Origin of the sequence: Mesobacillus jeotgali (assembly GCF_900166585.1) — a bacterium.
In the GTDB taxonomy this organism is placed as follows: domain Bacteria; phylum Bacillota; class Bacilli; order Bacillales; family Cytobacillaceae; genus Mesobacillus; species Mesobacillus jeotgali_A.
Window position 1 is genome coordinate 45,119 of sequence record NZ_FVZC01000005.1, and the last position, 21,790, is coordinate 66,908.

22 protein-coding genes, 1 rRNA gene and 2 other annotated features are annotated in these 21,790 nt (G+C 45.2%); all 23 genes read right to left on the minus strand.

The window, feature by feature from the left end:
- Positions 1-29: 29 nt before the first annotated feature.
- Positions 30-530 (minus strand): 50S ribosomal protein L10, encoded by a 501-nt coding sequence (gene rplJ / locus B5X77_RS00885; RefSeq protein ID WP_079504278.1) that lies wholly within the window; start codon positions 528-530, stop codon positions 30-32.
- Between the two features lie 31 nt (positions 531-561).
- Positions 562-698 (minus strand) — a sequence feature (ribosomal protein L10 leader region).
- A gap of 49 nt (positions 699-747) precedes the next feature.
- Positions 748-1,440, minus strand: a complete 693-nt coding sequence (gene rplA, locus B5X77_RS00890; protein ID WP_079504280.1) for a 50S ribosomal protein L1 — start codon at positions 1,438-1,440, stop codon at positions 748-750.
- Positions 1,441-1,778: 338 nt separating this feature from the next.
- Positions 1,779-2,204 (minus strand): 50S ribosomal protein L11, encoded by a 426-nt coding sequence (gene rplK, locus B5X77_RS00895; RefSeq protein WP_139378273.1) that lies wholly within the window; start codon positions 2,202-2,204, stop codon positions 1,779-1,781.
- A gap of 172 nt (positions 2,205-2,376) precedes the next feature.
- Complete coding sequence (gene nusG, locus B5X77_RS00900) at positions 2,377-2,910, minus strand: transcription termination/antitermination protein NusG (RefSeq protein WP_079504282.1); 534 nt, start codon at positions 2,908-2,910, stop codon at positions 2,377-2,379.
- Between the two features lie 169 nt (positions 2,911-3,079).
- Positions 3,080-3,262, minus strand: coding sequence for a preprotein translocase subunit SecE (gene secE / locus B5X77_RS00905; protein WP_079504284.1), 183 nt, complete (start codon positions 3,260-3,262; stop codon positions 3,080-3,082).
- A gap of 51 nt (positions 3,263-3,313) precedes the next feature.
- Positions 3,314-3,463 carry a 50S ribosomal protein L33 gene (gene rpmG, locus B5X77_RS00910; RefSeq protein WP_079504286.1) on the minus strand — a complete coding sequence of 50 codons (150 nt, stop codon included), beginning with the start codon at positions 3,461-3,463 and terminating at the stop codon, positions 3,314-3,316.
- 156 nt (positions 3,464-3,619) lie between these two features.
- Entirely contained in the window at positions 3,620-4,270 is a 651-nt protein-coding gene (sigH, locus tag B5X77_RS00915) for an RNA polymerase sporulation sigma factor SigH (RefSeq protein WP_079504287.1), read from the minus strand.
- Between the two features lie 67 nt (positions 4,271-4,337).
- Positions 4,338-4,847: an NYN domain-containing protein gene (locus B5X77_RS00920; RefSeq protein WP_079504288.1), complete on the minus strand. Its 510-nt coding sequence runs from the start codon at positions 4,845-4,847 to the stop codon at positions 4,338-4,340.
- 2 nt (positions 4,848-4,849) lie between these two features.
- Positions 4,850-5,605: a 23S rRNA (guanosine(2251)-2'-O)-methyltransferase RlmB gene (rlmB, locus tag B5X77_RS00925; protein ID WP_079504305.1), complete on the minus strand. Its 756-nt coding sequence runs from the start codon at positions 5,603-5,605 to the stop codon at positions 4,850-4,852.
- Positions 5,606-5,846: 241 nt separating this feature from the next.
- The gene (locus B5X77_RS00930) at positions 5,847-6,251 is read right to left on the minus strand and encodes a Mini-ribonuclease 3 (protein ID WP_079504306.1); all 405 of its coding nucleotides are present in this window, start codon (positions 6,249-6,251) and stop codon (positions 5,847-5,849) included.
- A gap of 4 nt (positions 6,252-6,255) precedes the next feature.
- Positions 6,256-7,653: a cysteine--tRNA ligase gene (cysS, locus tag B5X77_RS00935; protein WP_079504290.1), complete on the minus strand. Its 1,398-nt coding sequence runs from the start codon at positions 7,651-7,653 to the stop codon at positions 6,256-6,258.
- Positions 7,643-8,329 carry a serine O-acetyltransferase gene (gene cysE / locus B5X77_RS00940; RefSeq protein ID WP_079504307.1) on the minus strand — a complete coding sequence of 229 codons (687 nt, stop codon included), beginning with the start codon at positions 8,327-8,329 and terminating at the stop codon, positions 7,643-7,645. The genes cysS and cysE overlap by 11 nt, the downstream gene beginning before the upstream one ends.
- 868 nt (positions 8,330-9,197) lie before the next feature.
- Positions 9,198-9,436 (minus strand) — a binding site (T-box leader).
- A gap of 68 nt (positions 9,437-9,504) precedes the next feature.
- Positions 9,505-10,962, minus strand: coding sequence for a glutamate--tRNA ligase (gltX, locus tag B5X77_RS00945; RefSeq protein ID WP_079504291.1), 1,458 nt, complete (start codon positions 10,960-10,962; stop codon positions 9,505-9,507).
- A gap of 85 nt (positions 10,963-11,047) precedes the next feature.
- A complete protein-coding gene (ispF, locus tag B5X77_RS00950; protein ID WP_079504292.1) occupies positions 11,048-11,530 on the minus strand; it encodes a 2-C-methyl-D-erythritol 2,4-cyclodiphosphate synthase in 483 nt (160 codons plus the stop codon).
- Between the two features lie 42 nt (positions 11,531-11,572).
- Positions 11,573-12,268: a 2-C-methyl-D-erythritol 4-phosphate cytidylyltransferase gene (gene ispD / locus B5X77_RS00955; RefSeq protein ID WP_079504293.1), complete on the minus strand. Its 696-nt coding sequence runs from the start codon at positions 12,266-12,268 to the stop codon at positions 11,573-11,575.
- Positions 12,269-12,428: 160 nt separating this feature from the next.
- Positions 12,429-13,520 carry a PIN/TRAM domain-containing protein gene (locus B5X77_RS00960; RefSeq protein WP_079504294.1) on the minus strand — a complete coding sequence of 364 codons (1,092 nt, stop codon included), beginning with the start codon at positions 13,518-13,520 and terminating at the stop codon, positions 12,429-12,431.
- A gap of 285 nt (positions 13,521-13,805) precedes the next feature.
- Complete coding sequence (gene disA, locus B5X77_RS00965; protein ID WP_079504295.1) at positions 13,806-14,879, minus strand: DNA integrity scanning diadenylate cyclase DisA; 1,074 nt, start codon at positions 14,877-14,879, stop codon at positions 13,806-13,808.
- Positions 14,880-14,883: 4 nt separating this feature from the next.
- A complete protein-coding gene (radA, locus tag B5X77_RS00970; protein WP_079504296.1) occupies positions 14,884-16,263 on the minus strand; it encodes a DNA repair protein RadA in 1,380 nt (459 codons plus the stop codon).
- Between the two features lie 235 nt (positions 16,264-16,498).
- Complete coding sequence (gene clpC, locus B5X77_RS00975; protein WP_079504297.1) at positions 16,499-18,937, minus strand: ATP-dependent protease ATP-binding subunit ClpC; 2,439 nt, start codon at positions 18,935-18,937, stop codon at positions 16,499-16,501.
- A gap of 4 nt (positions 18,938-18,941) precedes the next feature.
- The gene (locus B5X77_RS00980; RefSeq protein ID WP_079504299.1) at positions 18,942-20,024 is read right to left on the minus strand and encodes a protein arginine kinase; all 1,083 of its coding nucleotides are present in this window, start codon (positions 20,022-20,024) and stop codon (positions 18,942-18,944) included.
- A gap of 2 nt (positions 20,025-20,026) precedes the next feature.
- Positions 20,027-20,575 (minus strand): UvrB/UvrC motif-containing protein, encoded by a 549-nt coding sequence (locus tag B5X77_RS00985; RefSeq protein ID WP_079504301.1) that lies wholly within the window; start codon positions 20,573-20,575, stop codon positions 20,027-20,029.
- A gap of 27 nt (positions 20,576-20,602) precedes the next feature.
- Positions 20,603-21,064 carry a CtsR family transcriptional regulator gene (locus tag B5X77_RS00990; RefSeq protein WP_079504302.1) on the minus strand — a complete coding sequence of 154 codons (462 nt, stop codon included), beginning with the start codon at positions 21,062-21,064 and terminating at the stop codon, positions 20,603-20,605.
- A gap of 602 nt (positions 21,065-21,666) precedes the next feature.
- Positions 21,667-21,782, minus strand: a 5S ribosomal RNA gene (gene rrf / locus B5X77_RS00995).
- Between the last annotated feature and the right edge of the window lie 8 nt (positions 21,783-21,790).

Sequence of the window (21,790 nt, forward strand, 5' to 3'; positions counted from 1 at the left end):
TTTATTGTTAAACGGTAATTATTTTCAGCTTACGCGCCTTGCTCTTCTTTCTGGTCTGCAACAGCTTTTGCAGCAAGAGCAAGATTGCGGATTGGAGCTTGAAGTACGCTGAGTAGCATAGAAAGTAGACCTTCGCGAGACGGCAGGTCTGCAAGTGCCTTGATTTCTTCTACTGTAACGATGTTGCCTTCAACTACGCCCGCCTTAATTTCAAGCGCTTCGTGCTTTTTAGCGAATTCGTTAAGAATCTTAGCTGGTGCAACAACATCTTCAGTACTGAACGCGATCGCGTTAGGACCAGTTAAAGATGTGTTTAAGTCAGCAAGTTCAGCAGCTTCAGCAGCACGGCGTGTCATAGAGTTTTTGTAAACTTTGAATTCTACGCCAGCTTCACGAAGCTCTTTACGAAGTTCAGTTACTTCAGAAACTGTAAGTCCGCGGTAATCAACAACGATTGTTGATTTGCTTTCTTTTAGTTTGCCAGCAATCTCGTCAACGATTTGCTTTTTTGCTTCAATAACTTTGCTCATCCTTACACCTCCTGTAGATTTCTCATTTATACCGATCAAATAAAAACCTCCGCATCTGGACAGACACGGAGGAAGTATACAATAGTAAAAGTGTTGCTCTATCGTATGACCTCGGCAGGTTATTAAGCTATAAGCCCCTGCTGTCTGCGGTACAAATGTTATTTATTTTCACAACAAGAAGAATTATATCTAACCCTTCTTTAATTGTCAAATACTATTATTTTACAGTTGAAGGATCTACTTTAACGCCAGGTCCCATTGTAGTTGAGATCGTAACGTTCTTCATGTAAGTTCCTTTAGCTGCAGCTGGCTTAACCTTCATCATAGTTTCAAAGATTGTGTTGAAGTTTTCAACAAGCTTGCCATCTTCGAAAGAAACTTTTCCGATAGGTACATGGATGTTACCAGACTTGTCAACGCGGTATTCTACTTTACCAGCCTTGATTTCGTTAACTGCTTTAGTTACGTCGAAAGTAACTGTGCCAGTCTTAGGGTTTGGCATCAAGCCTTTAGGTCCCAATACGCGACCAAGCTTACCAACTTCACCCATCATGTCAGGAGTAGCAACGATTACGTCAAAATCAAACCAGCCTTGCTGGATCTTGTTGATGTAATCTGCATCGCCAACATAGTCTGCGCCAGCAGCTTCTGCTTCTTTTAACTTTTCGCCTTTAGCGAATACTAGAACACGTTGAGTTTTACCAGTTCCGTTTGGAAGCACAACTGCTCCACGGATTTGCTGGTCAGCTTTCTTAGGGTCTACGCCCAGACGGAAAGCAGCTTCAACTGTAGCGTCAAATTTAACAGTGCTTGTCTTTTTAGCAAGCTCAATTGCTTCAGCAGCTGTATATGCTTGAGAGCGGTCTACAAGCTTAGCAGCTTCAAGATACTTTTTACCTTTTTTAGCCATTTTTATTTCCTCCTGTATTGTGGTTTTAACGGAATAACCTCCCACTTTGAAAAGCGGAGGCACCTGGTCAGCCCCGACAGGAATCGGAAGACCAGACAGTAAAGCCGTTCTTTGACTTTACCGCCTGGACTGAAGTTTCCCGAGGGGCTAGGTGCCAGAGCTAGACACGATGAAAAGCACAGGCGCCTCTGCGCCATAGCTAGACAACGAAACGCGGTGACACATCAAAAGTGTCAGAGCTTTAAAAGCGAAGGCGCCATATAGGCGCCGTATCAGACAAAAGGTTGCGAGTGAAATCTAATTCAGCTTCGCAACCCATCAATCCTCTGCAGCAGAAATTAGTCTTCGATAGTGATTCCCATGCTGCGTGCAGTACCTTCAACCATGCGCATTGCTGCTTCAACGCTAGCTGCGTTTAGGTCAGGCATTTTCTGTTCAGCAATCTCACGTACTTTCTCACGCTTGACTGTTGCTACTTTATTACGGTTTGGTTCACCAGAACCAGACTGGATTCCAGCTGCTACCTTCAAAAGAACTGCAGCAGGAGGAGTTTTCGTAATAAATGTAAATGAACGGTCTTCAAAAACCGTGATTTCAACAGGAATGATCAATCCAGCTTGATCAGCTGTACGAGCGTTAAATTCCTTACAGAATCCCATGATATTAACACCGGCTTGACCTAGTGCAGGTCCAACTGGTGGTGCCGGATTGGCTTTACCAGCAGGGATTTGCAATTTAACCATTTTAATTACTTTTTTAGCCACGAGACACACCTCCTTAAAGTCCGTGATGTGGTAATAGGGGATTTTCCCCTCCCACTCATAACAAAAGTCTTTATATAAAATAAAGAACTTGACATATATCTGTCAATCGTCCAAGACATACTGACCTATGAAATATTAACACTTTTTAAAGTTGATTTCAAGCTATTTCAAATTATAATTTTTCAATCTGTGAAAATTCAAGCTCAACCGGAGTATCGCGGCCGAACATATTAACAAGAACTTTAAGCTTAGCCTTATCCTTGTCGATCTCTTCGATTGTGCCCGTGAAGTTTGCGAATGGCCCTTCGCTGACTTGTACGGTCTCGCCAAGCTCGAAGTTCACATCCACTCTCTTCTCTTCAACACCCATGCGCTTAAGGATGAAGGTTACTTCTTCCGGCAATAGAGGAGTAGGTTTTGATCCTGCACCTGAAGAGCCGACGAAGCCTGTGACACCCGGAGTGTTGCGGACAACATACCAGGAATCATCTGTCATGACCAACTCTACCAGGACATAACCAGGGAAAGTCTTTCTTTTGACAACTTTCTTTTTACCATTTTTGAAATCTGTTTCTTCTTCTTCAGGAACGATCACTCGGAAAATCTTATCTTGCATGCCCATTGTTTCAACACGCTTCTCAAGATTTGTCTTAACCTTGTTCTCGTAGCCTGAGTAAGTATGAACTACATACCAGTTCTTTTCCATTATCGAGGACTAAATCGTCCGTCCCTCCCCATTTCCAAATGTTCAGCCATTTGTTCTTTCAGCCATGACATTGAATGCGAATTTTTTCAAGCAAATAAAAAACCCGTTATACGGGCTTTTAAACTTGTCCTGCGTTTATATTTTCCATTATACCATGAGTGCGTAGTGGTTATTCAAGAATTAAGCGAATCAATTCAGAAATACCAAGGTCTAGCACTGCGAAGAATATAGCAGCAAAAGCAACTGTAGACAAAACTGTAATTGTGTAACGAGTCAGTTCCTTGCGTCTAGGCCAGCTGACCTTCCTCATTTCACGTCCAACTTCACTGAAAAAATTAGTGATGCGCTGCATTTTGTAACCTCCAACTTATCGGAATTCCATATGATGATCTATCTGAAAGCCTTATTTCGTTTCTTTATGAACTGTATGGGCACCGCAGTTGCTGCAGTACTTTTTCAGCTCCAGCCGTTCCGTCTGCGTTTGCTTGTTGCTCGTGGTGGAATAATTGCGGGAACCGCATTCCTGACAAGCAAGAGTCACTTTGTTGTTCATTGACACTTACACCCGCTTTAACAGGCTGGTTCCAGTCTTGCTCTATGAAACCGCCATCTATTATATCTTTAAAAAGATAACATGGCTGATAGATTGTGTCAATAAGGGGTTCTGAGATTAAAAGTCAGTTTTATGGCTATTTTTCGTCAATTTCACCTATACTGACAGTTCTCTGAGTTCAAGATACCTTTCAAGCTTTCGCTTCACGCGCTGAAGCGCATTATCGATTGACTTGACATGGCGGTTCAGCTCTTCGGAAATTTCCTGATAGGATTGTCCGTCCAAATATAATGCGAGCACTTTTCGTTCGAGGTCACTCAGCAGCTCTGACATTTTCACTTCAATCTGATCAAATTCTTCCTGATTGATGAATAACTCTTCGGGATCCATCACTTTTGCCCCGGATAAAACATCCATCAGTGTCCTGTCCGATTCCTCATCATAAATGGGCTTGTCCAGGGATACATATGAATTTAGCGGGATATGTTTTTGCCTTGTGGCCGTCTTGATGGCCGTGATGATCTGACGGGTAATGCATAATTCGGCAAATGCCTTGAATGATGTGAGCTTGTCCTCTCGGAAATCACGGATCGCTTTATATAAACCGATCATACCTTCCTGCACAATGTCCTCTTTATCAGCACCAATCAGAAAATAGGACCGCGCCTTCGCGCGAACAAAGTTCCTGTACTTGTGAATCAGAAAATCAAGCGCATCACTTTCTCCTCTGTGCACTGCTTCAACAATTTCTTCATCCTCTAGCAATAAATAAGCGTCATTTAAACGATTCCCGATGTCAGCACTCATTTCGATCCCCCCGCCCGCTATACAGTTAGAAATATTATACAGCAGGCTTTTTTAAGGCGTCAACAGGTCATTGCTCCCCTCTGCGCCATTTTTCAAAAATTTCTGCCACTTCTTTTGTAAGCGGAATCTTTGCGCTTGGCTTCTTTTCCTGGATCACTTTAACCGATTTTTCTATTTTTTTACTGATGAGATTCATTTCATTGAGGAGCTCCCTTGCCGACTTCCTTAAGGCTCCCTGTCCAAAAATCGCCCATTGTTCGGTATAGTCAGAAGTGGCTACATGAATTTGCGTTTTGCGGTTGCTGAGCTCGATCGCGAGCCTTTCAATCCGCTCGTCGGCAGTTTCATTTTCTTTTGTAAAAATAACTTCCACCTTGTAGTTCTTGTACTTTTTTTGTGTTCCTGATACAAAATGAGCGTCAAAAACGATTATGACGCGATAGCCGGTGTAAGCCTGGTATTCAGCCATGACTTCCACCAGCCTGTCCCTGGCCGCAGAGAGTTCTTTCTTCTTCAGACTGACCAGTTCCGGCCACGCGCCGATAATATTGTAGCCGTCTACCAGCAGGATATCCATGCTTATTCCCCTAGCGGCTGCCGTTTGCGGAAAACTTCATACATCAAAAGCGCCGCGGCAACTGATGCATTCAAGGATGTAACATGCCCAACCATTGGCATGCTTAAAAGGAAATCACATTTATCGCGGATGAGCCTTCCCATTCCTTTTCCTTCGCTTCCGATAACAAGACCCAGTGGCAATGTGCCATCCATTTGACGATAATCCTGTTTTGCGGATGCATCAGTTCCGGCGATCCAGACACCTCGTTCCTTCAGTTCGTCGATTGTCTGTGCCATATTCGTGACTCTGACAACCGGAATGTATTCGATGGCACCTGTCGAGGATTTTGCGACTGTTGAAGTCAACCCGACTGCCCGTCGTTTCGGAATGATGATGCCATGTGCACCCGTCGCGTCTGCCGTTCTCATGATTGAGCCGAGATTATGCGGGTCTTCGATTTCATCGAGGAGCAGGAAGAATGGCGATTCATTCTTTTTCTCAGCAGCTGCAAAAAGATCATCGATCTCTGCATATTCATAAGCAGCAACCTGGGCGATGACGCCCTGATGATTGCCATCTGCCAGCTGGTCAATTTTCTTTTTCGGAACGAACTGGACCATGACATTTGCTTCCCTTGCCATTCCGATTACTTGCTGCATCTGTCCGCTCTGTGAACCTTCGGCAACCAAAATTTTATTGATATCACGATCTGATTTCAATGCTTCGATGACCGGGTTTTTTCCGATGATGTAATCCTGGTTTTCGTTTTGTTCCAGCAACTGGTCAGGATTTTGCCTTTGCCTGTTGTCACGTCCAGCACTTGTTTTCTGGACACGCTTTGTATCATGATTCTGATTTTGATCCTGGTTCCTGGCAGGTTTTCTCTTAGGTCTGTCATCAGGTTTCGGCGCTGCATTCCGGGCAGGTTTTCGGTTTTTATCGTCGTCATGTTTCCGCCTGGTGTTCCGGCTCTGATTTTGCTTCTGTTTCTGGCTCATCTGGAACCCTTCCTCCTATCTATTCTTCAGCAAGTGAAAATACTGTCGTAATCAGCTCTTCAATCCGTTTCTCATTGCCCGCTAGATGCAAATAACCGATCAAGGCTTCAAAGGCTGTGCTGTAACGGTATGTCTGGACATCTGTATTTTTCGGGACAGACCCTGACTTCGCATTGCGGCCCCTTTTTACAATTGCCATTTCTTCTTCTGACAGCTCATCCATTTCCATTAGCTTATGGAGATATTTCGCCTGTGCTTTTGCTGATACATATGCGGTCGCTTCCTTGTGCAGCTGGTTTGGCCGAACCTTTCCGCTATGCAGCAGGTGATGCCGGACATACAGTTCGTACACCGCATCACCCATATAAGCAAGCGCAAGGCTGTTCAGTTGTTTTTCATCCACTCTTTTTTCGTAATGCAGCATCATTTTAGCCTCTTTTCCATCTGATGCCCTGCGGAGTGTCCTCGATGATGATCTTCATTTCCTTCAGCTGGTCACGGATTTCATCTGCCAGCTTGAAGTTCCGTTCCTTCCGTGCCTGCGTCCTTTTTTCGATCAGTGCCTCGATTTCTTCATCCAAGAGCTCTTCATCCTTCAGAGATAGACCAAGCACGCCAAACAAAGTTTCAAATTCATTCACGAATGACCTGATCACTTCTGCAGAAGTATTTTTCTCCATCAAGTACAGATTGGAGAGTTTGGATAGGTCAAACAGAACGGATACAGCATTCGCTGTATTGAAATCGTCATCCATTTCCTTGATAAACTGACCGCGGAGTGCAGCGATTTTGTCAAGCCATTCCTGATTATTATCGGTCAGTTCAGCGCTTGCATCCATACGATGCTTCAGGTTTTGGTAAGAAGTCTTCAACCGTTCAAAGGCAGCCTTTGTATTTTCAAGCAGCTCTTCACTGTAATTGATTGGGTTACGGTAATGCACAGACAGCATGAAGAACCTTAATACCTGCGGATCATGAAGCTTGATGATGTCATGGACTGTGACAAAGTTGCCAAGTGACTTGGACATCTTTTCATTATCGATATTAATATAGCCATTATGCATCCAGTAACGGGCAAATGTCTTTCCTGTCAGTGCCTCTGACTGGGCGATTTCATTTTCATGGTGAGGAAATGCGAGGTCCTGTCCTCCTGCATGGATATCGATTGTATCTCCCAGATATTCACGGGCCATCGCCGAGCACTCGATATGCCAGCCCGGACGGCCTTTGCCCCACGGACTATCCCATGAAATCTCACCTTCCTTTGCCGTTTTCCAAAGAACAAAATCCAGAGCGTCCTGTTTCTTTTCACCGATCTGGATTCTCGCTCCTACTTTTAGTTCTTCGATGGACTGGTGGGAAAGCTTCCCATATCCATTGAATTCCCTCGTGCGGTAATAGACATCACCGCCAGACTCATAAGCAAAGCCTTTTTCAATTAGCGCGCTTATAAACTCAATGATCAAATCCATAGTTTCAGTTACCCTCGGGTGGGCATCGGCCTTTTTGCAGCCAAGTGCATGAACATCTTCAAAATAGGCATTGATGAATCGTTGAGCGATTGTCGGTACATCTTCACCGAGCTCGTTCGCAGCCTTGATAAGTTTATCATCCACATCGGTGAAATTAGAGATATATCTGACATCATATCCGCGGAATTCCAGATAGCGGCGCACTGTGTCAAAAACAATTGCCGGGCGGGCATTTCCAATGTGGATATAGTTATAGACAGTAGGTCCGCAGACGTACATCTTAACCTTTCCCTCTTCTAGCGGGATAAACTCTTCTTTATTTCGAGTAAGTGTATTATAGATTTTAATTCCCATTTCCCATGCCCCTTCCTTGATTCACAGCTTCAAGCTCTTCTTTTATTTTGACCAGTTCAAGTTCTTTTCTTAATTTAACCAGTTCCATTTCAATTTCATGACATCGATCTGCTACAGGATCCGGCAAATCGCGATGATTGAAATCCTTTTTGACTCGGATCCCATCCTGAATGACGATTTTACCCGGGATGCCCACAACAGTGGAGTTCGGCGGTACGTCTTTCAGAACAACTGATCCTGCGCCAACCTTGGAATTCTCCCCAATCGTGATAGAGCCTAATACCTTTGCGCCAGTCGCTATCAGCGCATTGTCTTTCACCGTCGGGTGGCGTTTGCCCTTTTCCTTGCCGGTACCGCCCAGGGTCACCCCCTGGAATACCGTGACATTATCACCAATCTCGCATGTTTCGCCAATGACGACGCCCATTCCGTGATCGATGAAGAACCTTCTGCCAATCTTTGCTCCCGGATGGATTTCAACCCCGGTGAAAAAGCGGCTGATCTGCGAGATAGCCCTTGCAATAAAATAAAACTTGCGCTTGTAGAAAGCATGCGCCAAACGATGGGACCAGATCGCATGCAATCCCGCGTAAGTCAAAATCACTTCAAGCGCGCTCCTGGCAGAAGGGTCTTGATCAAATACAACTTCTATATCTTCCTTCATCATTTTAAACATGTTGAAATCCTCCTTTTTAATAAAATTCCATTGCATTTTCGCTCTGGTTGCGAGCACCTTTAGAGCCGAGATTCGGCTATAACCTGATTGCTTTGGATGTATGTGACCGAAATCTTGCTGTTTCAGACTTTTCGGGCATATATTCACCGTTTTTGTGACCGTCACCTTGCTGTTTCGGCTTTTTCGGGCACATGTTCTTCGTTTATATGACCGAAATCTTACTCCTCCGGCTTTTTCGGGCACATGTTCCTCGTTTATGTGACCGAAATCTTGCTCCTCCGGCTTTTTCGGGCACATGTTCTTCGTTTTAATGACCGAAATCTTACTCCTTCGGCTTTTTCGGGCACATGTTCTTCGTTTATGTGACCGAAATCTTGCTCCTCCGGCTTTTTCGGGCACATGTTCCTCTTTTATGTGACCGAAATCTTACTCCTCCGGCTTTTTCGGGCACATGTTCTTCGTTTTAATGACCGAAATCTTACTCCTCCGGCTTTTTCGGGCACATGTTCTTCGTTTTAATGACCGAAATCTTACTCCTTCGGCTTTTTCGGGCACATGTTCCTCGTTTATGTGACCGAAATCTTGCTCCTCCGGCTTTTTCGGGCACATGTTCCTCGTTTATGTGACCGAAATCTTGCTCCTCTGGCTTTTTCGGGCACATGTTCTTCGTTTATATGACCGAAATCTTACTTCTCCGGCTTTTTCGGGCACATGTTCTTCGTTTATGTGACCGAAATCTTGCTCCTCCGGCTTTTTCGGGCACATGTTCCTCGTTTATGTGACCGTCAGCTCCTGAATCCAGCCTTTTCGGGCACATGTTCCACCCGCCGGCCAGTACACCATATAAAAAAGCGCCCCTGTCGTAAACGACAGAGACGCTTGGTATGCGCGGTTCCACTCTGTTTAGGCTGCGCGTTTGAAAGGCGCGGCCTCAACTTTAACCTGTTAACGGGAGGTCCCGCCCAATACTACTGTGGCTATGTTTGCCTTTTCGCACAGGGACTCTGAGGCGCATTTCAAAAAATGAGAGGCCTGAACCACTTTCAGCCGGTGATGGTTCTCTCTAATAAGCGTCATCCTTCTACTTTTCCTCTTCAACACTTTAGTTATATAGAATTACTCTTACTATATTACATTTTTATGTTTCTGTTAACTAAAACATCTTAAAAAAGTTATTAGCCTAAAAGCTTCTGGACTCTTTCCTTAACCTTGTTTTTTCCGATCAGTTCCATGGCGAGCATCAGGTCCGGTCCATGAGTCTGTCCGGTCGCAGCCGCACGAACTGGCATGAACAGCTTTTGGCCTTTATGGCCTGTGCCCTTCTGGACAGCTTTTACTGCCGCTTTGATTGCGTCTGCCTTGAACTCTTCGATCTGCTCGATTTCACCAAGGAACGCTTTCAGCACTTCTGGAACCTGCTCACCTGCAAGAACTTCTTTTGCCTCTTCGTCATAGTTTACCTCATCGCGGAAAAATAAATCAGACATCTCAACGATTTCTGCTCCGAAGCTCATTTTATCGTGATACAAAGAGATGAGGCCGCGAACCCAGGCATCCTCTTCTTCCGTACGATTCTCGCTGACTTTGCCCGCTTTGATGAGATGTGGAAGTGCAAGCTCAACAACCCGGTCCAGATCAGCTTTTTTCATATACTGGTTATTCATCCAGGCAAGCTTCTGCTGATCAAATAACGCCGGAGACTTTGAAAGCCTTGCCGGATCGAAAATTTCGATAAACTCTTCCTTTGTGTAGATCTCCTCCTCGCCTGATGGAGACCATCCAAGCAGGGTAATGAAGTTAAACAATGCTTCAGGCAAGTAGCCAAGCTCCTCATACTGTTCGATGAACTGGATAATCGATTCATCACGCTTGCTAAGCTTCTTGCGGCTTTCGTTGACGATCAGCGTCATGTGGCCAAATATAGGCGGCTCCCAGCCAAATGCTTCATAAATGACAAGCTGCTTCGGGGTATTGGAGATATGATCATCTCCGCGAAGAACATGGGAAATCTTCATTAAATGGTCGTCGAGGACAACTGCATAGTTATAAGTAGGCGTGCCATCTTTCTTGACGATGACAAAATCACCCATTCCATCTGACTCAAAACTAACGTCGCCTTTTACCATATCATCAAACTTAAGGATTTTGCCTGCCGGTACCTTGAAACGAAGGCTAGGCTGGCGCCCTTCTTTTTCAAACTGCTCCTTCTGTTCTGCTGTCAGGTTGCGGCAGCGGCCAGAATAGTGAGGGGTTTCATTGCGGGCTGCCTGTTCTTCACGCTCAGCCTCAAGCTCTTCCTCTGTGCAATAGCACTTATAGGCATGGCCTTTCTCCAAAAGCTCCTGATTGTATTTCTCGTAAATATGGTTACGCTCTGACTGACGGTACGGTCCATATTCTCCGCCAACATCGACACTCTCATCCCAGTCGATTCCAAGCCACTGAAGGTACTTCAATTGGCTCTGCTCTCCGCCTTCGATATTGCGTTTCTTATCTGTATCTTCGATGCGGATGATGAACTTTCCGCCTCTGTTGCGTGCGAATAGATAATTGAATAATGCTGTACGGGCATTCCCGATATGTAAATGTCCAGTCGGACTCGGTGCGTAACGCACCCGGATATCTGCTGACATAGTGAATCCTCCTCTAATATTGCTGTCCATTATTGTATCACTATCGATATATAAAGCGGAAGTGGCTTATCAAGCTGCCTTCAATTTATTTCTCAGTCTGCTTCAATAGTACGGTTGCCTGGGATGCGATCCCTTCTCCCCGCCCCGGGAATCCCAGTTTTTCAGTTGTCGTCGCCTTTACGTTCACCTGGTCTGGAGTACCCTCCAGCAATCCAGCAATTCTTTCCCGCATCGCTTGAATATGCGGCGCCATTTTCGGCTGCTGGGCGATGATTGTGCAATCGATGTTGACAAGTTCATAGCCTTTTTCCTTCACAATATTCCATACATGTTGAAGCAGTTTTGCGGAATCTGCATCCTTGAATTCCGGGTCAGTATCAGGGAAATGTCTGCCGATATCTCCTTCGCCAATTGCCCCCAGGCATGCATCCGCAACAGTATGCAACAGTACATCTGCATCAGAGTGTCCAAGAAGCCCTTTTTCATATGGTATCGTAATTCCGCCGATGATCAGCGGCCGGCCTTCCGTCAGTTGATGCACATCAAAACCTTGTCCAATTCGAAACATAATGATAACTCCTTTTAAAAATGCTATTTTTTCCGTCTATTATCAAACACCGGATTCTTTCCGCTTGCGCAGAATGGCTTCGGCAAAATATAAATCTTCTGGCGTTGTCAGCTTTATATTATCATAGTCTCCTTCTATGATGCTGACTGGGTGAGGGATTCTTTCGACCAGGCTTGATTCATCTGTACCGATGAATCGTTCCCGTGCAGCCTTGTTATGTGCTTCGAGTAAAACGGAAACCCGAAAAGCCTGTGGGGTCTGGACAGCCCAAAGGCTTGAGCGCTCTACGGTTTCTGCTACCTGGTTGTTGGCCGCCTTTTTGATGGTATCTTTAACCGGAACAGCCACGATAGCCCCGCCATCTTTGTTTGCTGCATCCACAAGTTTGCGGATCGTTTCAATTTTAATGAACGGGCGGGCGGCATCATGTACGAGAACAACCCCATTCACGGAGCTTACTGCCATCAGTCCGTTGTAGACACTGTCCTGCCTTTCTTTTCCGCCAGTGACCAGTGAAGATACCTTATGTATACCATACTCTTTCAATAAAGAATTAAACTCTTGCTCATCATCGGGATGGATGGCGAGAATGATGCCCGAACACTCAGGATCGGCTTCAAACACCTTAAGCGTATGAATGAGGATCGGGATGGCCTCCAAAGTGAGCAGCAGCTTGTTTTTTCCTGCGCCCATCCTTTTGCCCTGACCAGCCGCAGGGATAATGACCTGATAATGCATAACAAAAACTCCTATCTATTTTTCTGCTAAATACATTATATCTGTAAAAAATTACCCTTAACATACGAAGGGGCAGCCGAAGCCCTGCTTCATGCCTTCAAGGAACCGGGGAAGGAAGCGGGGATCAACTGCCCATAAAGGCTGTTTTATCTTTTATAAATCAACTGATTATGCTTTTTTCCAAGAGTTTCGGTTTCGCGAAAATCATTCTTCCTGCAGAAGTCTGCAGCACACTTGTTACAAGCACATCAATGCGCTTTCCGATATAGTCACGGCCTTCTTCGACTACGATCATTGTACCGTCATCAAGATATGCAATGCCCTGGTTATGCTCTTTTCCATCCTTGATCACCTGGATGCTCAATTCTTCTCCAGGAAGGACAACAGGTTTTACTGCATTGGCAAGATCATTGATATTCAACACAGCAACCTTCTGCAATTCACATACCTTGTTTAGATTGAAGTCATTCGTCACGACAACACCATTTGTCAGCTTTGCCAGCTTTACTAGCTTGCTGTCGACCTCCTGGATGTCTTCAAAGTCCCCTTCATAAATCTCAACCTTAATCTTAAGTTCCTTTTGGATGCGGTTAAGGATGTCCAATCCGCGGCGGCCGCGGTTCCGTTTCAGCACATCCGATGAATCGGCAATATGCTGTAATTCTTCGAGGACAAATTGCGGGATGACAATGACACCTTCAAGGAATCCAGTCTGGCAGATATCGGCAACCCTTCCGTCAATAATCACACTGGTATCGAGAATTTTCCACTCTCTTGCACGCTCTTCTTTTTCCAGCTCTTCTTCACTGCCCTTTTTCTTCGACTTGGAGAACAAGCCCAGCAGCTCATCACGCTTTTTGAAGCCGACCTGGAACCCTAAATAACCAAATAAAAGGGTCAAAAGTGTTGGGGCAACTGTATTCACTACCGGCACCTGGATCGCGTTTAAAGCAAAACCAATCAGAAATGCCACAAGCAGACCGAAGAAAAGTCCGACACTGCCGAACAGGACATCCGTTATTGGCGCTTTGATTAGCGACTCTTCAGCCCACTTCACGAAATTGGTCACAGGATCTACGGCCCAAAAAGTAAGAAGATAAAAAATAAGTGCGCCCAAAACAGCGGTAACATAAGGATTATTGATGAGAGTCATATCTTCCACATTCATCAATATTAATAAATCAGGAATTAAGAATATACCAAGCGTTCCCCCAATGATCAGGAAGCAGGCTTGAATGATACGTCTTAACATCCTTTCACCTCCTTTTAATCATTATAAACAACTTCCAATTTTTGAAACCCTGCTGATTGAAACATTTTTCAATCATTTTTTATACCCAAAGGTTTATACGTTTCAACCTATGCAAAGGTTACGTTATTTGTCTACATTTTCAAAAGAACAGACTATTAATATTTCCCTTTCGAAAAAATCAAAGAGCTTTTTAGATTGCCAATCTCCCGATAGGAGTTAATCTCTTCTTTAAATTAGCACCGGCACATGGCAGTGTCAATTAATAGCAGGCCGCCAATGTTTGGATTACATTTGCCGATCAGCCATCAGCTGATCCCTGATGAGTTTAAAACCTTCTTTGATCTTGCGAGCCCTTACTTCACCAATACCCTCGACATCATCAAGCTCCTCCACTGAAGCTGAAATCATATTCGTGAATTTCCCAAATCGTTTGACCAGATTTTCAACAATGACCATAGGCAGCCTTGGAATCTTATTGAGCATCCGATACCCTCTTGGACAGATAAATTCGTCCATGTGCACATACCCCTGATGTCCGAGCAGCTTTAGGATTGTAGAATCCTCTATGACCCCAGCCTTTGATAAATCCTGGAATCTCGCCATCACTTCATCTGCCTTTACCTCTGTATCAGCAGAATAATCCTTGATCACCAGCAGTGCTTCTTTTTCTATCTCAGATAACAGCTCCTGCATCTGGAGGCGGATCAGCCTCCCTTCCTGACCAAGTTCGCTCAGGTAGGTCAAAAGCTCTGTCTTGATCCTCAGCACCATTTCAAATCGGTGGATAACCTGAAGTATATCATTATAGGTGACTAGGTCTTCAAACTCCAGGACTCCCAAATTGGTAATGCCCTGCTCGAGAACCACTTTGTACTTCTCCAGCGTCTGGATTGCCTGATTGGCCTTGGTCAAAATGACGCCGATTTCCTTCAAGGCATAGCGAAGGTTTCCCTGGTACAGGGTAATGACATTTCTCCGCTGGGAAATCGCAACGACAAGAGCCTTTGTCTGTCTCGCCACACGTTCCGCCGTTCTGTGCCTCATCCCCGTTTCGGTTGACGGGACATCCGTACCCGGAGCAAGCTGGGCATTGGCAAACAGGATTTTGCTGCCCGTCTCGTTCAGGATGATTGCGCCATCCATTTTCGCCAGTTCATAGAGAAAGCTGGGACTGAATCGGCAGTTGATTTCAAAGCCGCCGTCCACGAGATTTTTCACCTTTTCGTTGTAGCCAAAAACAATCAGCCCGCCTGTATTGGCACGAAGTACATTATCAATTCCATCCCTTAGAGGTGTTCCAGGAGCGATAAACCGGAGAATTTCACCTAACTCTTTTTCCTCAAGTTCGTTTTGTTCCAATCCATCAACCCCCTAAGGTGACTTTTAGTGCATGGCTGACAGATGACACACCAATCAATTCCACACCCGGTGGAGGAGTCCATCCGCCTAGATTATTTTCGGGTAAAATAATTCTTTCAAAACCAAGTTTCGCCGCTTCCTGGACACGTTGCTCAATTCTTGAAACCCTTCTGACTTCTCCGGTAAGGCCAACCTCGCCGATGATACAATCAGAAGCCCGTGTCGGCTTATCCCTGAAACTGGATGCAATGCTAACCGCCACAGCAAGATCAATTGCTGGTTCATCCAGCTTCACCCCGCCAGCTACCTTCAGATACGCATCCTGATTGGCCAGAAGCAATCCAACCCTTTTTTCCAAAACCGCCATCAACAGCGATACCCGGTTATGGTCTATCCCGGTAGCCATTCGCCGCGGGTTCCCAAAACTAGTTGGCGAAATCAGCGCCTGAATCTCAACCAGTACAGGTCTGGTGCCTTCCATTGACGCTACAACCGTAGAACCTGAAGCTCCCTGTGATCTTTCTTCCAAAAAGATTTCTGAAGGGTTTGCGACTTCTTCAAGGCCCGCTTCCTTCATCTCAAAAATGCCCATCTCATTCGTCGAACCAAAACGGTTTTTTACCGCCCTGAGAATCCTGTATGTATGGTGCCTTTCTCCCTCGAAATAAAGAACAGTATCCACCATATGCTCAAGCAGCCTTGGACCGGCAATCGAACCTTCCTTTGTCACATGGCCGACTATAAATATGGCGATCCCTTTTGTTTTCGCAATTCGCATTAGCTCGGCTGTACATTCCCTGACCTGGGACACACTTCCCGGTGCAGACGTGACTTCCGGGTGGAAAATCGTCTGGATTGAATCAACGATGACAAAATCCGGGTTGCTGTTTTCAATTGTCAGGCTGATCTCATTCAGATTTGTTTCCGAATATACAAGCAGATTGTCAGATGTGACACCAAGGCGGTCAGCACGCAGCTTTGTTTGCCTCATTGATTCCTCACCTGAAATATAAAGAACGGTATGAGCTTTTTTCGCCAGCTGATAGGATACCTGAAGCAGAAGAGTCGATTTCCCGATACCCGGGTCCCCTCCGATCAATACAAGCGACCCTCTGACAACGCCTCCGCCCAGAACACGATTTAATTCATTCGAATCTGTCGTAATTCTCGGCTCGCTGACTGTTTCAATAGAGGTAATTGGAGTTGCCTTGGCAGCGACACCCGTATTCCCTGTATTGGCGAAAGCTCCTCTTCTTGCAGAACCGGTGCTTTCGACTTCCTCAACCATCTTATTCCATTGTCCGCAGCCCGGACATTTCCCCATCCATTTGGGAGATTCATAGCCGCATTCCTGGCACATGAATTTCGTTTTTCTTTTAGCCATTTTCTTTGCCTCTCAGTAAAAAAGTAGTTATCTCTATAATAAAGCTAAACAAGCAATAAAAGAAATGATAGCGATTGAAGGATATTATTCCTGAATAAAGACACCGGCCTCTATTAAATTATGTTCATATCCTGTTGTGTCAATTCCATTCTTTTTCCAAAACCATAAGTAATTTAGAAAAAAGGGGTACACGCATTTTGTACGTATACCCCTTGTATTTACATTTTAATCGATATTAAGACTTTGCAGACCCTTCAGGAGTCTTGACGACGAACTTGCCTTCTTCGACATCAATAACAACGTTCTGCCCTGTCAGGACTGTTCCTTTCAGCAATTCTTCCGACAGTTGGTCTTCGATGTGCTTCTGGATTGCCCTGCGCAATGGACGAGCGCCGTATTCCGGATCATATCCTTCCTCCGAAATCTTATCTTTCGCCGCATCTGTGAGTTCAAGCGTGATTTCCTGTTCTCTCAAACGCTTCACAAGCTGGTCTGACATCAGTGTCACGATTTCTTTCAGATGTGGTTTCTCAAGGGCATGGAAGACGATGATTTCATCGATACGGTTCAGGAATTCCGGACGGAAGGCCTTTTTTAGCTCCTCCATGACTTTGCCCTTCATATCTTTGTAATCCTGTTCTCCATCCTGAATATTGAAGCCGACATATTTATTACGCTTCAATGCTTCAGCACCAACATTCGAAGTCAGGATCATGATGGTATTGCGGAAATCGACTGTGCGTCCTTTAGAATCTGTCAAGCGTCCATCCTCAAGGACCTGCAGTAAGATATTGAACACATCTGGATGTGCTTTTTCTATTTCATCAAGCAGGATAACTGAATACGGTTTCCTGCGGACTTTTTCTGTTAGCTGGCCGCCCTCATCATATCCTACATAACCCGGAGGTGAGCCGACCAGACGAGACGTCGAATGCTTCTCCATGTACTCGGACATATCGACACGGATCATCGCATCCTCATCGCCAAACATGGACTCAGCAAGTGCTCTCGCCAATTCCGTTTTACCAACACCTGTTGGCCCAAGGAAGATGAATGACCCAATCGGACGCTTAGGATCCTTTAAGCCCGCACGCGCACGTCTGACAGCTTTTGAGACTGCCTTAACCGCTTCATCCTGTCCGATTACACGTGAGTGAAGGATTTCTTCAAGGTTCAACAGCTTATCTGTTTCCGTTTGTGCCAGCTTCGAAACAGGAATATTCGTCCAGCTGGAAACAACGTTGGCGATGTCTTCCACGGTAACCTCGCTATTCTCCTTGCCTTGCTTCTCTTTCCAGGATTTCTTCGTATTTTCAAGCTGCTCTCGCAGACGCTGTTCTGTGTCCCTCAGTGAAGCCGCTTTTTCAAACTCCTGGCTTTGGACTGAAGCATCCTTTTCCTTTCGCACTTCCTCAAGCTTTACTTCAAGTTCCTTAAGGTTTGGCGGTGTTGTATATGAGCGAAGTCGAACCTTGGAACCGGCTTCGTCAATCAGATCGATCGCTTTATCCGGAAGGAAACGGTCTGAAATATAACGGTCAGACAGTTTTACCGCCGCTTCGATTGCTTCATCCGTAATCGATACTCTGTGATGAGCTTCATAGCGGTCACGAAGACCTTTTAAGATTTGTACTGATTCTTCTGCAGTTGGCTCATCGACAGTAATCGGCTGGAAACGTCTCTCCAAGGCAGCATCTTTTTCGATGTATTTACGGTACTCATCAAGTGTAGTAGCACCGATACACTGCAGCTCTCCACGAGCCAATGAAGGCTTGAGGATATTGGACGCATCAATCGCACCCTCAGCACCGCCAGCACCGATCAGTGTGTGGAGCTCATCAATGAACAGAATGATGTTTCCAGCTTGGCGGATTTCATCCATCACCTTTTTAAGACGGTCCTCGAATTCACCACGGTATTTAGTTCCCGCTACTACGGTACCCATATCAAGAGTCATGACGCGCTTGTCACGAAGGATTTCAGGCACTTCATTATTTACGATTTGCTGAGCTAATCCTTCAGCGATAGCTGTTTTACCGACTCCTGGCTCCCCTATCAAGACCGGGTTGTTCTTGGTACGGCGGCTTAGCACCTCAATGACACGCTGGATTTCCTTGCTTCGGCCGATTACCGGATCAAGGCTGCCTTCCCTTGCGATTGCTGTCAGATCTCTCGCCAGACTATCAAGTGTCGGAGTATTGGCATTAGCCGTACCGCCTCCCTGGTGCCCGGAGGTCTCATTGCTGCCAAGCAGCTGAAGGACCTGCTGACGTGCTTTATTCAGGCTGACACCAAGATTGTTCAGTACCCTGGCTGCAACGCCCTCTCCCTCACGAATTAATCCAAGGAGGATATGCTCTGTGCCTACATATGAATGACCAAGCTTTCTCGCTTCATCCATCGAAAGTTCAATAACCTTTTTGGCTCTGGGAGTATAATGGATTGTCTGGGAAGTTTCCTGGCCGCGGCCAATCAGGTTTTCCACTTCCTTCTGGATCTTCTCTGCGCCCAGCCCAAGGCCATAAAGCGCTTTTGCAGCAATGCCTTCGCCTTCACGCACAAGGCCAAGTAAGATGTGTTCTGTCCCGATATTGTTATGTCCAAGGCGGATTGCCTCTTCCTGTGCGAGTGCCAATACTTTTTGCGCTCTCTCTGTAAATCGTCCAAACATCATAAGATCATCCTCCTGACTCTTCTTTGGTCTCCATTTTCAATCGTTCTCTTATTAAAGCAGCTCTGCGGATATCCCGTTCATTCGGTCTTAAAGGTCCTCCCGCAAAAAGCTGCAAAAACCCCGGCTGAGTTAAAATCATCAATTCATTCAAAATCGATTTCGATATATTTTTTATATAACCCATATCTATTCCTAGCCTTAAATCAGAAAGACAGCGGGCAGCTTCCTTTGTCTCAATGATCCTGCTGTTCGCAAGTGTTCCATACGACCGAAACACTCTGTCTTCTAATTGTATGTTCGAAGTCTTCGCTAATGCTTCCCGCGCAGACCTTTCCTGAGATATTATCTGGCTTACGACACTTTTGAGATCATCGACTATATCTTCTTCTGATTTTCCGAGTGTGATCTGGTTCGATATTTGAAAAATATTGCCAAGTGCTTCACTGCCCTCGCCGTAAATACCTCTTACCACCAAACCCAGCTGGTTAATCGCCGGGACAATCCGGTTCATTTGCTGCGTCAGAACAAGACCGGGCAGGTGCATCATCACTGATGCCCTCAAACCAGTACCTGCATTGGTTGGGCAGCTGGTCAGGTAGCCGAATTTTTCATCAAAAGCATAATTGACATACTCTTCAAGCCAGTCATCAATTTCATTGGCGGCCTTCAAAGCCTCGCTTAACTGAAAGCCCGGGAACAAACATTGGATCCTTATATGATCCTCTTCATTAATCATGATACTGATTTCTTCATTCTCCGATAAAAGGACGGCACCATGAAGGGCATTTTCCGCTAGATGCGGGCTAATTAAATGCTTCTCGACCAACACCCTTTTCTTCAAAGGTGGTATCTCATCCATTTTAATCAATTCCAGCTGTCCAAAACGAGCCGCAGAAGTCTGACTGGTACATTCCATGATCGCATCGATGACCGCCTCTGCCTCTCCATTGGTGAACAATGTGGGAAAATTATATTCATCAAGGTTACGTGCAAAGCGGATTCGAGAGCTTAGGACAATATCTGAATCAGGCCCATCGTCACTCATCCAGGAACTGACAGCCTGACTTATGAACTTCTCCAATGACAAGGCTACTCCCCTCCCTCTTGACCTGCTGACAATTTCCTCTCAAGTTCCCTTATCTGATCCCTCGTCTCGGCGGCTTTTTCAAATTCCTCCGAGGAGATTTGGCTCTTCAGGGTTTGCTTAAGATGATCAATTGTCTTCCTTAAATGAAGGTCACCGCCGATCCTTTTCGGTATTTTTCCATGATGTGCAGAATTACCGCTATGGAGCCTCCTCACAATCGGGGTCATTTGCTCACGAAACGCATCATAGCATGTGGCACAGCCAATCCTGCCTACTTTCACAAACTGCGAAAATGTCATTGAGCACTGCGGGCACTGGGTAACTTGTTCACTTTCAAAAGCATCCTTCTTTTGAGCTGGAAAAGCAGGCTCCATATTCAATAACCCGGCCAGCAAGCTATTGATCGAAAAAGCAGGCCCGTTGTTCATCATAAACAAATCGCCTTTTCCCTGTGCACACTTTTCACACAAGTGCAATTCCGATTTTTCTCCATTCGAGTAATTCGTGAAGTGCAGCGTTGCCGGCCTTTGATTACACTCTTGGCAGATCATGCCCTCACCTCTTTGTCTCCTTGGGTATTATTTATACTTTAATGCCATTAGCATCGCCTTCAACATTCTCGCTCGCAGCTCATCACGCTGTGGCAGCTCAATATACAGGACAGACCTGTCAAGCACACTTAGCATGATTTTTGCCTCACGGTCCGTGACTACATCTTCATCGACAAGACGGTAGATAACATCTTCAGCACTGCTTTGCGAAATTCTCGTCCGAATCAAAGATAGTAAATCATCAATCAGGTGTGCATGATCATAAGTCTGCACTTTGATAATCCGAATGTAGCCGCCGCCACCCCGTTTACTCTCAACAAGATAGCCTCGTTCAATCGTAAATCTTGTATTGATGACATAATTGATCTGGGACGGCACGCACTGAAATTTATCGGCGACTTCACTTCGCTTGATTTCCAAGATATCCTTATCGCTCATTTCCAAAACCTGCTTAAGATAATTCTCAATGATGTCCGATATATTCCTCACTAAACCTCCCCCAATCTGACTTTGACTATATTTGACATTAATTATACAAAAAAACTTTTTTGGTTGCAATTAATGCATCTTGAATTATTTTCGCCAAAATTATGTATGCCAAAACATGCCAATGGGGTTGTGATGGTTATTATACCCATTTAAGAGGCCGCGGAAACTTGATATGAGGAAAGGAAATGACATTTTTTCGTTGCATTATAGGATATGGGCTGGGCAGATTAAAGTGACTAATATGCCGGTAATTAGAAGAATCGTACTTGGGGGATATGGACAATTACTGATCAAAGATACATAGACAATGCAGTTTATTGGCTAACATATTGTTGCGGTTCCCAGGATTCAGCATGTTAAAAAGGGGGGTAGGGAGTGGTATATAATCTTAAGATTTGGGTTTTATTGGCGATTTTTTGATTTTATCAAGCACTTTTTGGGATATATCGGTGGATTTTTAAATATATCGATCACTTTCAGCAATATATCGACCACTTTTACGAAGATATCGACCAGCTCAATAAAAATGGTTTTGAATTTTGATTAGGAAATCCTTTTCCATGCACAAAAAAAGAACAGCCATTACAGCTGTTCTTTCATGTGCCCGGCGGCGTCCTACTCTCACAGGGGGAAACCCCCAACTACCATCGGCGCTGAGAAGCTTAACTTCCGTGTTCGGTATGGGAACGGGTGTGACCTTCTCGCCATCGCCACCAGACTATTTGG

What these genes read in the sequence shown, in the direction of transcription:
- rplJ (WP_079504278.1), bottom strand. Translation starts at nt 530, where the DNA reads ATGAGCAAAGTTATTGAAGCAAAAAAGCAAATCGTTGACGAGATTGCT.
- rplA (WP_079504280.1), bottom strand. Translation starts at nt 1,440, where the DNA reads ATGGCTAAAAAAGGTAAAAAGTATCTTGAAGCTGCTAAGCTTGTAGAC.
- nusG (WP_079504282.1), bottom strand. Translation starts at nt 2,910, where the DNA reads ATGGAAAAGAACTGGTATGTAGTTCATACTTACTCAGGCTACGAGAAC.
- secE (WP_079504284.1), bottom strand. Translation starts at nt 3,262, where the DNA reads ATGCAGCGCATCACTAATTTTTTCAGTGAAGTTGGACGTGAAATGAGG.
- rpmG (WP_079504286.1), bottom strand. Translation starts at nt 3,463, where the DNA reads ATGAACAACAAAGTGACTCTTGCTTGTCAGGAATGCGGTTCCCGCAAT.
- sigH (WP_079504287.1), bottom strand. Translation starts at nt 4,270, where the DNA reads ATGAGTGCTGACATCGGGAATCGTTTAAATGACGCTTATTTATTGCTA.
- B5X77_RS00920 (WP_079504288.1), bottom strand. Translation starts at nt 4,847, where the DNA reads ATGGATATCCTGCTGGTAGACGGCTACAATATTATCGGCGCGTGGCCG.
- B5X77_RS00930 (WP_079504306.1), bottom strand. Translation starts at nt 6,251, where the DNA reads ATGCTGCATTACGAAAAAAGAGTGGATGAAAAACAACTGAACAGCCTT.
- cysS (WP_079504290.1), bottom strand. Translation starts at nt 7,653, where the DNA reads ATGGGAATTAAAATCTATAATACACTTACTCGAAATAAAGAAGAGTTT.
- cysE (WP_079504307.1), bottom strand. Translation starts at nt 8,329, where the DNA reads ATGTTTAAAATGATGAAGGAAGATATAGAAGTTGTATTTGATCAAGAC.
- gltX (WP_079504291.1), bottom strand. Translation starts at nt 10,962, where the DNA reads ATGTCAGCAGATATCCGGGTGCGTTACGCACCGAGTCCGACTGGACAT.
- ispF (WP_079504292.1), bottom strand. Translation starts at nt 11,530, where the DNA reads ATGTTTCGAATTGGACAAGGTTTTGATGTGCATCAACTGACGGAAGGC.
- ispD (WP_079504293.1), bottom strand. Translation starts at nt 12,268, where the DNA reads ATGCATTATCAGGTCATTATCCCTGCGGCTGGTCAGGGCAAAAGGATG.
- B5X77_RS00960 (WP_079504294.1), bottom strand. Translation starts at nt 13,520, where the DNA reads ATGTTAAGACGTATCATTCAAGCCTGCTTCCTGATCATTGGGGGAACG.
- radA (WP_079504296.1), bottom strand. Translation starts at nt 16,263, where the DNA reads ATGGCTAAAAGAAAAACGAAATTCATGTGCCAGGAATGCGGCTATGAA.
- clpC (WP_079504297.1), bottom strand. Translation starts at nt 18,937, where the DNA reads ATGATGTTTGGACGATTTACAGAGAGAGCGCAAAAAGTATTGGCACTC.
- B5X77_RS00985 (WP_079504301.1), bottom strand. Translation starts at nt 20,575, where the DNA reads ATGATCTGCCAAGAGTGTAATCAAAGGCCGGCAACGCTGCACTTCACG.